The sequence below is a fragment of the Rhodococcus sp. BP22 genome (genome assembly GCF_014281965.1).
Lineage (GTDB): Bacteria > Actinomycetota > Actinomycetes > Mycobacteriales > Mycobacteriaceae > Rhodococcoides.
In genome coordinates this window covers 21,250-35,510 of the sequence record NZ_JACFTB010000004.1, presented here as the reverse complement: position 1 = coordinate 35,510, position 14,261 = coordinate 21,250, and the positions used below count along the sequence as shown (strand labels likewise).

The following is a 14,261-nucleotide window of genomic DNA, read 5'->3' as shown; positions in this document are numbered from 1 at the left end:
TCGGATCGATGTGTAGCGGCGTGCGGTGAACTGCTCAGATCTCGATGGCGACATCACCGACCGGCACCGAGACACACAGCTGAATCTTCTTGTCCGGCTCACTGTCCGTCGCACCGGTTTTGATGTTCTTGGTACATCCGGATGTCTTGACCGAGGTGCAGGTGAAGCAAATCCCCATCCGACATCCGTATGCGGGGGTCAGACCCGCCTCTTCGGCCTGCTCGAGCAGTGTCAGACCGGAGTTCTCACCGACCTTGCCGCTCTCGGTGAAGGACACCTCACCTTCGACGTCGCCGGTGACCACTGCCAGGGGCGGCGCAAATTCTTCGAGGTGAAGACGGTCTTCGAGACCCAGCTCGGCATACACATTTTCGACGCCACGCATCAGTCCGGGTGGGCCGCACAGATACGTCTCGGCGTCCGCGTACCAAGGTGCGGCGGATCGGAGGTGCTCGGCGCCGAAGAAGCCGTGCAGATCGCCGCCTTCCTCCTGATCGGTGTAAGCGAACACGATGCGGATGTTGTCGTGTTCTGCTGCAATGGCGTCGAGCTCACTCCGATGACAGACGTCGCTTTCGGTGTACGCGTAGTGCAAGAAGGTGAGGTCGCCGCTGTACCCCTCGTCCAGCAGCGTTCTCAACATCGACAGCACGGGGGTGATTCCGCTACCGCCGCTGATGAGAAGCACGCCGGCCGGCCGAGGCCGTGGGAGGTGAAATGTCCCGTCGGCCTGGGAAAGACTGACAACCAGACCCTCCCGCGCGTGCCGGTGCAGATACTGAGAGACCAGCCCCTCCGGATGCGCCTTCACCGTCAGTTCGATTCGACCGTCATCGCGATACTGGGAGCAGCTCGGCGAGTAACAGCGAGTGTGGCGGACACCGTCGATGACGACCCCGACCTGCACGAATTGACCTGCCTCGAAACCACGCCACTGCTGCGTCGGGCGCATCGTCAAGGTCACCGTGTCACGGGTGGAGCGATGCACCGCGGTGATTTCGGCGCGAAGATCGCGGACCGTGGTCATCGGATCGACCAGTTCGAGGTAGCGATCGAGGGCGTGCGGGGTCGCCATAGCCTCGAACAAGGACAACAGAGAGAAGGTGCTCGGCAGTCGCGGTCTTCGCGACTTCTGGTGAAGTGTCATCTCGCCTCCCGATAGCGGTCGAAACGGCGGAACCATTTCAGTGTACGAATGTGCACTAGAATGAGTGTGGCAGATCGACACCCCGACCTGTCAACGTGAATGTGACGGCAGGAACAAAAGTCACCAAAATATGACATGCATCACATTCACGAAAGAGTCGAGCTTAGGACCGGGAGTACTCGCTCAGTGGACAGTCATAAACTCGGACCCGTGACAGAACCGGGCACCCGAGCCGAACGTAAGGAACGCACCAGGCAGGCGCTCATGGACGGCACTCTCGAACTGCTGAGAGATCGCTCCTTCGCAAGCGTGAGTCTGCGCGAGGTTGCCCGATCGGCGGGGATAGTTCCTACTGCGTTCTATCGCCACTTCGCATCGATGGACGATTTGGGTGTCGCCCTGGTAGAAGATTCGATGCGAATGCTGCGACAGATGTTGCGCGACGCGCGGAAGGATCCGAGCGTCAAGAATGCGGCCGAGTCGTTCGCGATCCTGGTTCGGCAGATGCGTAGCCACGAGGAGCAGTTCCGATTCCTCTCACGCGAACGGTACGGCGGCGTCACCGCAGTACGACAAGCTTTCGCAACCGAACTGCGGATGTTCGTCAGCGAGCTGACCGTCGATCTCGCCCGAATGCCAGGTCTCGCGGCTTGGGATGTAGCCGACTTGGAGATGGCCGCGGACCTTATCGTCTCCACGATGTTGACCGCGACGGTAGGCCTGTTGGAGATCGACCGCCCCGGCAGCCCGAAGGAACAAGAACTGGTGCGCCGCACCGAGCAGCAAGTCCGGCTGATCGTGCTCGGCATGGGATCGTGGAATCCGCGACACCGAGCGGAAGGAAACCGATGACCATGGACACCATTACGATCGAAGACCTCGTGTTCGACGTGCGGGCCGAAGGTCCCGACGATGGAACACCAGTCGTCCTGCTGCATGGGTTTCCGCAGACATCGCTCGTCTGGAGAGAGGTGGCGCCTCGCCTGCACACCGCGGGTATGCGCACACTCGCCCCCGACCAGCGTGGGTACTCCCCCGGAGCGAGGCCTTCGGGTGTCGCGGAATACACCTCGGCCAAGCTTGTCGCCGACGTTCTCGGGTTGCTCGATGCGTTCGATCTCGAGTCGGCACACATCGTCGGCCACGACTGGGGCGCGGCAGTGGCATGGCAGCTCGCCGCGCGACATCCTGAGCGCGTACGTTCTCTCACTGCAGTTTCGGTGCCGCACACAGCCGCGTTCGGTCGGGCTCTGCGCGAGGACGAGGATCAGAAGGCGCGCTCGAGCTATATGCAATTGCTTCGCACCGAAGGAAAAGCCGAACAAGTACTCCTGGAGCACGACGCCGCCCGATTGCGTGCCATGTTCGGCAGCAGCTGTGCTGTCGACAGCTATGTCGAGCACCTCAGTGAACCCGGCGCTCTGACTGCAGCCCTCAATTGGTACCGCGCGATGACGAGCGACTTCGGTCGTGTCGAATCCGTCCAGGTCCCTACTACTTACGTGTGGAGTAATCAGGATTCTGCGATCGGCCGCGCTGCCGCGGAACGGTGCGCAGAGTTCGTCGACGCCGACTACACCTTCGTCGAACTGGACGGCATCTCGCACTGGGTACCCGAGGAAGCTCCCGAGCGGATTGCGGACGAGATCTGCGCACGCGTCTCCTCGAACTAGACCTTGTCCGGCGCCTTCACTGCCAGAAGCGCACCGAGGCCGAGCGCGAGAACCACGAGCAGACCACCGATCCCCGCGCGGTCCGAGTCGAAGAGCCATACGAAGAGTCCGAACAAGGTCGGCGCGAGGAACGACACTGCTCGGCCCGTCGTGGCATAGAGGCCGAAGAACTGTCCTTCCCGCCCTGGCGGGGCCAGTCGCGCCAGGTATGTGCGGGAGGAAGACTGCGCGGGTCCGACGAACAGGCACAGGACGAGACCGAAAACCCAGAACATCAGTGGGCCGGACACGAAGAGCAGCACGACGCCCGCGAAGATCATCGACGCGAGCGAGAGGACGATGACCGTTTTCGGGCCGACCCTGTCGTCGAACCGTCCAGCACTGATCGCCCCGAGTCCGGCGACCACATTGGCCGCGACGCCGAACAACAACACATCTGCCGTCCCGATGCCGTACACGCTCACTGCGAGCACCGCGCCGAAGGTGAAGACCCCGGCCAGACCGTCACGAAACAACGCACTTGCGGCAAGAAAATAGACACTGCGCCGATCCACCGACCACAGTTCACGGAGATCCCGAAACAGCACCTTGTAGGACTCGGCAATTCCTGCTTTGGCGGCGTCCGGATCCGCACCCGTCGGCGGTAGTTCCGGCACCGCCAGGAAAACTGGAATGGCCGATACTGCGAACCACACGGCTGCAAGAAGGGCAACGAAACGGATGTTCAGCCCGCCGTCGGTCGTCAGACCGAACAGGCCGCGGGTATCGCCATCGCCGGTGATGAAACCGAAGTAGCAGATCAGCAGCAGCACGATGCCACCGAAATATCCCATGGACCAACCGAATCCGGAGACCCGGCCGATGTTCTGCGGCGTCGAGACCTGGCGAAGCATCGAGTTGTACGGAACGCTGGCCAGTTCGAAGAGAATCGAACCGAAAGCCAGCAGTACCAAACCGAGCCACAGATAGTGGTAGTCGTCCTTGACGAAGAACAGGCCCACCATGCTGAGAACGGTCAGACCGGTGAGAATTCCGAGGGACCGCTTTCTTCGTCCTTGGGCGTCGAACCGCTGCCCGGAGATCGGGGCCAGGACCGCAATGAAGACCCCAGCCAGACCGATCGACCAACTGAACCACGAGGTCGCCGAAATGGAACCCGGCAAGTCATCGCCGACCGCGTCGGTGAGATAGACCGAGAACACGAAGGTCAGGATCACAGCATTGAACGCGGCCGATCCCCAATCCCATATCCCCCAGGCGAATACCTGCTTTCGGGTCGTCGCGACGCCGACGACGGCGGCATTCGCCTGTGCACTCATAGCGGAAGCCTAGGCGAGGGTGCCGCGTCGGGCGTCCCACTCGGGTATCGAGTCCGCGTGCGGCTTCCGGCCGAGAGTGCCCTTTATGCACCTAGTTGCATAAGCACTTCGTTGCATACATACTTTGCTGCGTGGCACTCGAACACGCACTCCTCGTTTCCCTCACCGAGCTGTCGGGGTCGGGGTACGAACTCGCGCGCCGATTCGACAAATCGATCGGCTTCTTCTGGAGTGCCACGCATCAGCAGATCTACCGAGTACTGACGCGAATGGACGGCGCGGGCTGGGTGGTCGGCACCGCGGTGGCCCAGGAAGGACGACCGGACAAGAAGGTCTATTCCGTCAGTGCCGATGGGAAGGCGGAACTCGACAGATGGATCGCCGAGCCGACCGACCCCGCAGTTCTCCGAGAGGAGCTGGCTGTCAAGATCCGCGGAGCCGCTCTCGGTGACATCGCGGCACTGAAGGTGGAAGTACGACGCCATCGCGACGTTCATCTCGAGCGCCTGCAGTTGTATCGATCGATCGAAAAACGTGATTTCCCCGCTCCTGCAGGTCTTGTCGGAGCGGCCTTGCACCAGTATCTGGTGCTCCGCGGTGGAATTCGAGTCGAGGAAGGTTTTGCCGAATGGTGCGAAGAAGTGTTGGAGAAGCTGTGAGCTCAACCGGTCGGTACCCAATCCTTTTGTCTCCGTTGAAGGTCGGCACGACGACGCTCAAGAACCGCGTCATCATGGGATCGATGCATACCGGGCTCGAGGACCGTGGCCGCGACACCGCACGGCTCGCCGAGTATTTCGCCGAGCGCGCCAGAGGTGGCGTCGCACTGATCATCACCGGTGGATATGCACCGAACCGAACCGGCTGGCTGCTGCCGTTCGGGGCCAAACTCACCAACCGAATCGAAGCCCGACGGCACCGGCGTATCACCGACGCAGTGCATGGTGAAGGCGGGAAGATCGCCCTGCAAATCCTGCACGCCGGCCGCTATTCTTACCAGCCCTTCTCCGTATCGGCGTCGTCGATCAAGGCTCCCATCAACCCATTTCGACCGAGAAGACTTTCCTCTCGTGGGGTGCGATGGCAGATCCGCAACTACGTACGCTGCGCGAGACTGGCACAGTCTGCGGGGTACGACGGTGTCGAAATCATGGGCGGCGAAGGCTATTTCATCAATCAGTTCCTCTCCGAGCGAACCAATCGTCGCCGCGACGAATGGGGTGGTAGCCCGGAGAATCGCCGACGGATAGCTGTGGAGATAGCAAAGAAGATACGCGCCGCAGTGGGTGCTGACTTCATGGTCGTGTTCCGCCTGTCGATGGCCGATCTGGTCGAGCGCGGGCAGAGCTGGGACGACATCGTCGCACTCGCACAGGAGCTGGAGCGGGTCGGAGTCGACATGATCAATACCGATATCGGATGGCACGAATCGCGGGTGCCGACCATTGTCACCTCGGTACCGCGTGCCGCATTCGTGGACATCACGGGAAAACTCGACAAACATGTCGGGATCCCGGTGGCCGCATCCAATCGCATCAACATGCCGGAGACAGCCGAAGCGATTCTCGCGCGCGGGGACGCCGAGCTGATCTCGATGGCCAGGCCGATGCTCGCCGACCCGTTCTGGGTGCGCAAGGCCGAAGCCGACGCTCCCGGCAGCATCAACACGTGCATCGCGTGCAACCAAGCATGTCTGGACCACGCGTTCGCCCGCAAGACAGTCTCGTGCCTGGTCAATCCCCGAGCCGGGCGCGAGGTCGAATTGCAGTTGCTCCCCGCACGGAAGACGAAGAGAATCGCCGTCGTCGGAGCCGGGCCCGCAGGGTTGTCCGCAGCTCTCGAATCGGCGCGGCGCGGCCATGAAGTCAGTCTCTTCGAGTCACGCCCGCAACTCGGCGGGCAATTCGGCATCGCCGCGCTCATCCCCGGCAAAGAAGAATTCGCCGAAACGATTCGGTACTTCACCACCTCACTCCGCGAGCAGAACGTAGCGATACACCTCGGCCGTAAGGTCACTGCAGCCGAACTCCTCGCCGGCGACTACGACGAGGTCGTCGTTGCCACCGGCGTAGTCCCGCGCATCCCGTCCATCCCAGGCATCGACCATCCGTCGGTCCTGTCCTACGCCGAGGTCGTCGAAGAGGGCAGGCACGTCGGTAAGAGAGTGGCCGTGATCGGTGCAGGCGGTATCGGCGTCGACATATCGGAGTTCCTCACCACCGACGCTTCGCCGACGCTCGATGTGAAGGAGTGGAAGCAGGAGTGGGGCGTGACCGAACCCGAGGCCGCGCCCGGTGCGCTGACGACCCCGATTCCGGCCGCGTCCCCTCGCGAGGTGTATCTGCTGCAACGTAAGAGCGGAAAGATCGGGGCCGGACTGGGCAAGACGACCGGCTGGGTCCATCGCGCAGCATTGAAGGCCAAGGGCGTGCACGAACTCTCGGGTGTCAACTACGAACACATCGACGACGACGGCCTACATATTTCCTTCGGTGACAAGCACGAACGGCGTCGGACTCTCGAGGTGGACACCATCGTTGTGTGCGCAGGCCAGGAATCGGTCCGTGACCTGGTCGACGAATTGGCCGCATCAGCTGTGACGACCCACGTCATCGGGGGCGCGGACCTCGCCACCGAACTCGACGCCAAACGTGCAATCGAGCAGGCCACCCGGCTTGCGATGAGTATCTGACAGGGCGAGGACGCCGCTGCGCTAGCCTGTCTCACCGTGAGCCTGCCCAGTCCTTCCCCTGATGCCCGTGCCGTCGTCACCGGCGCCTCCTCCGGAATCGGAGAGGCCCTTGCCACCGAGTTGGCGAGGCGAGGGCACTCGCTTGTCGTCGTCGCTCGTCGGGGTGAGTTGCTAGAAGCGCTCGCAACGAAGCTTCGCGCCGATCACGGCGTGACGGTCGAGGTTCGTCAAGTCGATCTCGCGGATCGTGTTGCTCGTGCTGCACTGTCGACCGAGCTGTCCGAACGTCCGATCAGCATCCTGTGCAACAACGCAGGAATAGCGACATTCGGCCCCCTCGCGCAGTTGGACCCTCAGTACGAGCGCGATCAGGTCGAACTCAACACCGTTGCGGTGCATGATCTTACGCTCGCCGTCCTGCCCGGGATGATCGCGCGCGGCAGCGGCGGGATTCTCATGACCGGTTCGGCCGCTGGCAACATGGCAATACCGAACAACGCGACCTATGCGGCCTCGAAGGCCTTCGTCAACACGTTCTCCGAATCCCTGCGCCTCGAACTCAAAGACAGCGGAGTGCACGTCACGCTCCTGGCCCCCGGGCCCGTCCGCACTGAAACACCCGATCCCGCCGACGCGTCCATCGTCGACAAGCTCGTTCCGGATTTCCTGTGGATCGACAGCACCTACACCGCGAAGTTGTCGCTCGATTCGCTCGCTACGAACAAAATGCGCGTAGTGCCGGGAGTCCTCAGCAAGGCCATGTCCGTTGCAGGCCAATACAGCCCACGTGCAATTTCCGCTCCGATCATCGGAGGCTTCTACAAGAAGCTCGGCGGGTAGAAGGCCGCAGCGCCGACAACGATGCCGGACGTCAGCGCTTACGCCGCCGCCCGGTACCGAAGATGCTCCGCGATATCTCGCGACCTGCCGCGGACGCCGCAGATCGCAGGAAGCTCTTCACTGCCGGATTGTCCATGATGCGCTCGGCGGCCGACGGCCCTTGCGGTTCCACTCGCGGCAAGTCCGGTAGGTCCACCGGGAGCGGTGGTATGTCCAGGACCGGGTCCGTGTTCGGGGCATCGGACACCCGCGCTTGCAGTCGCTCGTAGGCGGAGTCGCGGTCGATCGTCGCACCGTATTTCGACGACAGCGTGCTGGCGGAGGCCGAGGCCGAGATCGCGTCGTTGCCGATAGTGTCCATCAGTGAGCGCGGTGGACGAATCTTCGTCCACGCCACCGGCGTCGGGGCACCTTTCTCGGAAAGCACAGTCACAATCGCTTCGCCGGTACCGAGTGAAGTGAGGGCCTTCTCGAGATCGTAGACATCGGTGGTGGGATAGGTCCGGACAGTCTTGTTCAGAGCCTTCTGATCGTCTGGTGTGAATGCTCGCAACGCATGCTGAATTCGTGCGCCGAGCTGAGAGAGGACCTCGTTGGGAATGTCGGTCGGTAGTTGGGTGCAGAAGATGACGCCGACACCCTTGGATCTGATGAGCTTGACGGTTTGTTCGACCTGTTCGAGAAATGCCTTGGACGCATCGGCGAACAGCAGGTGCGCCTCGTCGAAGATGAAGACCAGTTTGGGCTTGTCGATGTCCCCCACTTCGGGCAACGTCTGGAACAAGTCGGCGAGAACCCACATCAAAAATGTAGAGAACATGACCGGCCGCGACGCCTGAGCACCCAGTTCGAACAGTGTCACAATGCCTTTGCCGTCGCCGTCGACCCGCAGAAGGTCCTCGGTCTCGAGTTCGGGTTCGCCGAAGAACGTGTCGCCCCCGTCGGCCTCGAGATTGACGAGCTCACGAAGGATGACTCCGGCAGTCGCCGCCGATACTCCACCGATGCCCTTGAGGTCGGCCTTGCCTTCGTCCGAGGTCAGGTGTGTGATGACCGATCGCAGATCCTTGAGATCGAGCAGCGCCAACCCTTGTTTGTCGGCCCAGTGAAAAATGAGCCCCAGGGTGGACTCCTGAGTCTTGTTCAGCTCCAGCACTTTACTGAGCAAGATCGGCCCGAAAGCGGTGATCGTTGCACGGACCGGGACACCGATACCACCGGTTCCGAGAGAGAGGAACTCCACGGGGTAGCCCGTGGGCACCCAGCCCGATTCTCCGCAGTCGACGGCGCGGCTGCGTATCTTCTCGTTGTCTGCTCCCGGCACCGACAACCCGGAGAGATCACCTTTCACGTCGGCCATCACCACCGGAACTCCCGCGGCGGAGAGCTGCTCGGCGATGCCCTGAAGGGTCTTCGTCTTCCCGGTGCCCGTAGCGCCGGCCACCAAACCATGACGATTGAGTGTCGCCAGAGGAATTGCGATGCGAGCCGACGGGTCGCTGACGCCGTCGAGCATCACCGATCCCAGCTCGAGCACTGCGCCGTGAGATGCGTAGCCCGCCGCGATCGAAGAGGTCACGCCCCCCGTCGGGGATGTCCCGGTCGCGCCTGCTGCTGCCTCCGCGTCGATCGCTTCCTTCTCGGCGGCGTCCGCTGCTGCGGCAGCCTCTCGCGCGATTCGGGCTGCTTCGAGTGCGACGGCTTTGGCTGCCTTCGCCTTCTCTGCAGGCGTCGAGGGCACCCCACCGCCCGCCGAATTCGGATCGACCGTCATCTTCCGTCCTCCTTGACACAGCTCATCTCGCAGTTGATCACCACCGCAAACCTTAGCGGTGACGACGCCCGCACTAGGGTGTGTCTGGTGCAGGACAAACTTGTGTGGATCGATTGTGAAATGACCGGGCTGGACTTGTCGAAGGACAAGCTCATCGAGATTGCGGCGCTCGTCACCGACAGCGAACTGAACGTACTGGGCGACGGTGTGGACATCGTCATTCATGCCGACGACGACGCGCTGGCCGGGATGCCGGACGTGGTGAAGAAGATGCATGCCAAATCCGGATTGACCGAAGAGGTGCGCGCATCTTCGGTCACGCTGGAAGAGGCACAGCGTCAGGTGCTCGCGTACATCCGCGAGCACGTCCCCGTTGCCGGGACGGTTCCGTTGGCCGGAAATTCGATCGGCACCGATCGCGGCTTCATCGCACGCGATATGGGTGACCTCGATACCTACCTCCACTACCGAATGATCGATGTCAGTTCCATAAAGGAACTCGCCCGTCGGTGGTACCCGCGCATCTATTTCGGTCAGCCGACGAAAGGTCTGGCCCATCGCGCGTTGGCAGACATCGAAGAGTCCATCAAGGAACTGAAGTACTACCGCCAGACCGTGTTCGTGGCGCCTCCTGGGCCCTCTACCAGCGATATTGCCGCAGTTGTAGAGAGACTCGACACACAGTCCTGATACCGATTGGCAACCAACGATTCGAACCGCTATCATTGTCATAGCTACTGAAACAGAACCCGCGAGGGTTCGGTCCAGTAGCTATGGTGGGTGTAGTTCAGCTGGTAGAGCACCAGGTTGTGATCCTGGGTGTCGCGGGTTCGAGTCCCGTCACTCACCCCATAAGAAGCAAGAAAGCCGGTCTCCACACGGAGGCCGGCTTTTTTGTGCATTCTGCACCCATTTGCTCGGCGTACGTCACGAAGTCGCGGCGGAAGTGCATCGAACGGGTAGCGAATTACGTTGTTGTAATTCAACTTTCGAGTGTCGCATGGGGTTGATGTGACGTACGGTTGCAAATGGCACTTTTGGGGAAGAAAAGTACCAACGTGAAAGCTGTGACTTGCACCGTTGATTCGACGCGCCCCCGAAACGCGCCACCCGTCGTTCGAAGCCCATCAGGGATTACCAGCCGGGCAGAGACTAGGAGGCAGTTGCAGTGGGTCGAAAAGTTCACAGAGCGATCGCGGGTTCGGTGTTGTCGGCGGCGTTGTGCATCGGTTCCGCGGGTCTGATCGATCCGGCCGTAGCGGCGGCCCAGCCGACCATCGACCTGCCCGTACTTCCTATCCCTCAACCCGACGCTCAGCAGCGAGCAGCGATCCTCTCAGCCGTACTCGACGCCACCGGCGTGCTGATCAACGAGGTCGCTGCGGTGATTCTCGATTCCGACTTCGGGCCTGCACCCGATACGAGCACGCCGTCCGCTCCTGAAGTGGAGGTCGCTCCCCCGTCGGTTGGCTTGGGCGGGGCGATGCTGCCATTGCCCGCGCGCAGCTACGAACTCTCTTCGAACTACGGCAGCAGAAACAACCCGACCGGAAATGGCGGCCAATTCCACCAGGGTGTGGACTTCGCTGCCCCGTCGGGGACCCCGATCTACGCCGTGAACGGCGGAACCGTCGAACAGGCAGGTGACGCGGGAGATGGTTACGGCAATCTCGTGCGGGTCAAGAGTGGAAACACGGTGACCTACTACGGGCATCAATCCGCGATCAACGTCGGCGTCGGCGACACCGTGGCGCCTGGCGATAAGATCGGTGAGGTCGGCAGCACCGGCAACTCGACCGGACCCCATCTTCATTACGAGGTCAGAAACAATGGCTCGAGTGTCGAACCAGTTGCCTACCTGAAGACGCTGGGAGTAGATCCAGCGCGGTACCAAAGCCAGGATGCACGCTGAGTCCATCGGGTGGGGTGACGCCTGGTTGAGGGCGCCCCCGTCACATGGAGTTGGCGTTGCCGGCCTTCCAGTCGGCCCAGGGGATGTTCCAGTCGCCGAGGCCGTCGGTACCGGACAGTGTGCCGCCGAGCGTGTTTTGTACGACGACGATGTCTCCACGCTTGGTGTTGTCGTAGACCCACTTCGCGTTCGCGGGACTCAGGTTGAGGCAACCATGACTGGTGTTGGAGCTCCCCTGCTGGCCCACTGACCAGGGCGCAGAGTGGAAGAAGATACCGCTGTAGGACATACGGGTCGCCCAGTCGACGGGCGTGCGGTAGCCGGAAGATGAATTCACCGGTACGCCGTAGGTCGATGAGTCCATGACCAGGTGATCGAATCGGTCGCCAATGATGTAGACGCCGTTGTCGGTGGGGGTACTGTCCTTGCCCATCGAGGTGGGCATCGTCATGACGTTCTGTCCGTTGACCGAGAAGGTGACCTGCTTGGTGTTGTCGTCTGCGGTCGCGACGACGGCGTCACCGATCGTGAACGACGTCGACGAGTTCTCCTGGCCGTAGATGCCATCACCGAGATCACGGCCGAAGACGTTGACGGCGACATCGATGCGAGTGCCGGACGCCCAGTAGTTCTGCGGACGCCACCGAACCTCTTTGCTGTTGACCCAATAGAACGCGCCTTCGACGGGAGGCGTCGTCGTGACCTGGATGGCGTTCTGCGCAGCGAGCTTGTCGGCGATCGGCTCGTCGAACTGCACCGCGACAGGCTGACCGATACCGACGACCGCACCCTCGTTCGGCAATACGTAGGCCTTGGTGAAGTTGCCGGGCTGATTGGTCGTGAAGTTGTTGACCGTGCGGGTCGCACCACCGATTCCGTACGCATCTGCTTGCACGCGATAACGGCTGCTGTACTGAAGCTGCTCGGTGTTGGACCAGGTCAGGCCGTCGGGAGAGAGGACGCCTTCGATCGGCACGCCTTCCGAATCCGTCACCGTGACGTCCGCGAGCTTGCCGTCGGCGACAGAGACGGTCACCGGATCTGCGGGAGAGAATCCGACTGCCCCATCGGTCACGCTCGAACTCACCTTGGGCTTCATGAGTTCGGCAATCGGGTTGGAGTCGATCGGAGCGAGTGCGTCCGTCGAACCCGTGGTCGACGTCGTGCATCCCGACAGGACGATAGTTGCAGTCAACATCGCGACCGCGGCGGTCCCAATTCCGCGAGAGAACCTCATCAAACGCTCCACTTCCACACACCGATTCGGGGCACGTACTCGGCCCGACAGTCACGATTGAATGCTGCCAGGTCACAGCTTGGCTATCCAATCGAAATGCCGCGCCTCGAGTAACGTTCGAATACCAATCGCGTGGTACCGGCTTCGTGTTACCTCACCGATCGCACCGGTGAGATCGGTGAGGGATCACCAGTCAGCGCATTCGCATGTTGTCGTCGACGAGTTTGCCGTAGCGCAGCGAGGGAAGGTCTCTGAAATAGTTCATCCGCAGGCGCCACGGTGCAACCGAACCTTGCTTGGGAAAGGTGTCGACCGAACGCAGAACGTAGCCGGCAGCGAAATCCAGAAACGGTTCCTCCCCGACGGTTGCGTCCCGTTCGAGGCGAACCTCTCGGTAGCCCTTGCTGTCCATGTGCGCGAGAAGCCGCACGATGTAATCGCACACCAAATCTGCCTTGAGCGTCCACGAGGCATTGGTGTACCCGATGACGAAGGCGAAGTTGGGCACATCGGTGAGCATCATGCCCTTGTAGGCCATCGACTCGGTGATGTCGATCTTCTTGCCGTCGACCCGCAGGGCGACGTTGCCGAGGGCGACGAGATTCAGACCCGTCGCAGTGATGACGATGTCCGCGTCGAGATTCTCCCCGGACGTCAGCGCGATCCCTTTCTCGGTGAAGCGCTCGATGTGGTCGGTGACGACGTCTACCTTTCCCTCTCCGATGGCCGTGAACAGATCACTGTCGGGAACGAGGCAGAGCCGTTGATCCCAAGGATCGTATTTCGGTGTGAAGTGGGTGTCGAGGTCGTAGCCGTCGGGCAACCAGCCCTCCTGAAGCTTGCGAATCCGTCCCTTCATGAAGTTCGGGTAGCGCTGACACAGCACGTACATCCCGATCGAGGTGACGGCGTTCTTCATTCGAGTGACTCCATAGGCCACCCGTGACGGCAAGTACTTGCGCAACGCCAGCGCAATCGGATCCTTCGACGGCAACGACATGATGTAGCTGGGTGAGCGCTGGAGCAGTGTCACGTGTTCGGCGTCACGGGCAAGGGTCGGCGCCAGCGTGATAGCCGTGGCACCGCTGCCGATCACGACGATCTTCTTGCCGGCGTAGTCCAAATCCTCCGGCCACAACTGCGGATGCACGACGGTTCCGCCGAAGTCTTCGAGGCCCTCGAAATCCGGCGTGAACCCCTTTTCGTAGTCGTAGTATCCGCTGCAACACATCAAGAACGAGGCAGTGAACACTGCAACCTCGCCTGATTCACCCACCTTTGCCTCGACCGTCCATGTCGAGGTCGCAGTGGACCATTCGGCCGACACCACTGTGTGATGAAACCGGATGTGGCGGTCGATCCCGGCTTCACGCGCCGTGTCCTCGATGTACTCGCGGATGGACGCGCCGTCGGCGATGGATTTGTCACCCACCCAGGGGCGAAAGTTGTAACCGAGGGTGTACATGTCCGAATCGGATCGAATCCCCGGATACCTGAACAGATCCCACGTTCCGCCGATCGCACCACGGCTCTCGAGGATGGCATAGCTCTTGTGCGGCAGGGTGGACCGAAGATGATGCGCGGCACCGATTCCGGACAGGCCTGCGCCGATGATGAGGACGTCGACTGTCGTGGTCATCAGGAAATGTTCGCAAGATTGGTCATGG

At 61.6% G+C, this 14,261-nt stretch carries 12 protein-coding genes and 1 tRNA gene; 8 read left to right on the top strand and 5 right to left on the bottom strand.

Annotated elements, in window-relative coordinates; all coding sequences use genetic code 11:
* Nucleotides 1-34: 34 nt before the first annotated feature.
* Nucleotides 35-1,147: a ferredoxin reductase gene (locus H2510_RS09765; protein WP_222438569.1), complete on the bottom strand. Its 1,113-nt coding sequence runs from the start codon at nucleotides 1,145-1,147 to the stop codon at nucleotides 35-37.
* 210 nt (nucleotides 1,148-1,357) lie between these two features.
* Here H2510_RS09765 and H2510_RS09760 point away from each other — a divergent pair, with 210 nt between their 5' ends.
* Together H2510_RS09760 and H2510_RS09755 are read left to right on the top strand one after the other, a co-directional pair.
* Nucleotides 1,358-1,999, top strand: a complete 642-nt coding sequence (locus H2510_RS09760; RefSeq protein ID WP_315901315.1) for a TetR family transcriptional regulator — start codon at nucleotides 1,358-1,360, stop codon at nucleotides 1,997-1,999.
* Nucleotides 1,996-2,820 carry an alpha/beta fold hydrolase gene (locus H2510_RS09755; RefSeq protein ID WP_186628176.1) on the top strand — a complete coding sequence of 275 codons (825 nt, stop codon included), beginning with the start codon at nucleotides 1,996-1,998 and terminating at the stop codon, nucleotides 2,818-2,820. The genes H2510_RS09760 and H2510_RS09755 overlap by 4 nt, the downstream gene beginning before the upstream one ends.
* On the opposite strand, the gene H2510_RS09750 is transcribed toward H2510_RS09755, so the two are convergent.
* Entirely contained in the window at nucleotides 2,817-4,139 is a 1,323-nt protein-coding gene (locus H2510_RS09750) for an MFS transporter (RefSeq protein ID WP_186628175.1), read from the bottom strand. The genes H2510_RS09755 and H2510_RS09750 overlap by 4 nt on opposite strands.
* 131 nt (nucleotides 4,140-4,270) lie before the next feature.
* Between H2510_RS09750 and H2510_RS09745 the strand changes: the two genes are divergently transcribed.
* The 3 genes from H2510_RS09745 to cmrA are packed head-to-tail and all read left to right on the top strand — an operon-like array spanning nucleotide 4,271 to nucleotide 7,671.
* On the top strand, nucleotides 4,271-4,798 hold the full coding sequence (locus tag H2510_RS09745; protein ID WP_186628174.1) for a PadR family transcriptional regulator: 528 nt from the start codon (nucleotides 4,271-4,273) through the stop codon (nucleotides 4,796-4,798).
* A complete protein-coding gene (locus H2510_RS09740; protein WP_315901314.1) occupies nucleotides 4,795-6,831 on the top strand; it encodes an NADPH-dependent 2,4-dienoyl-CoA reductase in 2,037 nt (678 codons plus the stop codon). The genes H2510_RS09745 and H2510_RS09740 overlap by 4 nt, the downstream gene beginning before the upstream one ends.
* A 36-nt stretch (nucleotides 6,832-6,867) precedes the next feature.
* The gene (gene cmrA / locus H2510_RS09735; protein ID WP_186628172.1) at nucleotides 6,868-7,671 is read left to right on the top strand and encodes a mycolate reductase; all 804 of its coding nucleotides are present in this window, start codon (nucleotides 6,868-6,870) and stop codon (nucleotides 7,669-7,671) included.
* Nucleotides 7,672-7,702: 31 nt separating this feature from the next.
* On the opposite strand, the gene H2510_RS09730 is transcribed toward cmrA, so the two are convergent.
* A complete protein-coding gene (locus H2510_RS09730) occupies nucleotides 7,703-9,445 on the bottom strand; it encodes a helicase HerA-like domain-containing protein (RefSeq protein WP_186628171.1) in 1,743 nt (580 codons plus the stop codon).
* A gap of 87 nt (nucleotides 9,446-9,532) precedes the next feature.
* On the opposite strand from H2510_RS09730, the gene orn reads away from it, so the two are divergent.
* The 3 genes from orn to H2510_RS09715 all read left to right on the top strand — a co-directional run bounded on the left by orn (nucleotide 9,533) and on the right by H2510_RS09715 (nucleotide 11,357).
* Nucleotides 9,533-10,135 carry an oligoribonuclease gene (orn, locus tag H2510_RS09725; protein WP_186628170.1) on the top strand — a complete coding sequence of 201 codons (603 nt, stop codon included), beginning with the start codon at nucleotides 9,533-9,535 and terminating at the stop codon, nucleotides 10,133-10,135.
* Nucleotides 10,136-10,221: 86 nt separating this feature from the next.
* Nucleotides 10,222-10,297 (top strand) — tRNA-His (locus H2510_RS09720).
* 316 nt (nucleotides 10,298-10,613) lie between these two features.
* Nucleotides 10,614-11,357: a M23 family metallopeptidase gene (locus H2510_RS09715; protein WP_186628169.1), complete on the top strand. Its 744-nt coding sequence runs from the start codon at nucleotides 10,614-10,616 to the stop codon at nucleotides 11,355-11,357.
* Nucleotides 11,358-11,397: 40 nt separating this feature from the next.
* Here the strand turns inward: H2510_RS09715 and H2510_RS09710 are convergent, their stop codons facing one another.
* Both H2510_RS09710 and H2510_RS09705 read right to left on the bottom strand, forming a co-directional pair.
* Nucleotides 11,398-12,594 (bottom strand): Ig-like domain-containing protein, encoded by a 1,197-nt coding sequence (locus H2510_RS09710; RefSeq protein ID WP_186628168.1) that lies wholly within the window; start codon nucleotides 12,592-12,594, stop codon nucleotides 11,398-11,400.
* A 193-nt stretch (nucleotides 12,595-12,787) separates the two neighbouring features.
* Nucleotides 12,788-14,233, bottom strand: a complete 1,446-nt coding sequence (locus tag H2510_RS09705; RefSeq protein WP_186628167.1) for an NAD(P)/FAD-dependent oxidoreductase — start codon at nucleotides 14,231-14,233, stop codon at nucleotides 12,788-12,790.
* Nucleotides 14,234-14,261: the final 28 nt, after the last annotated feature.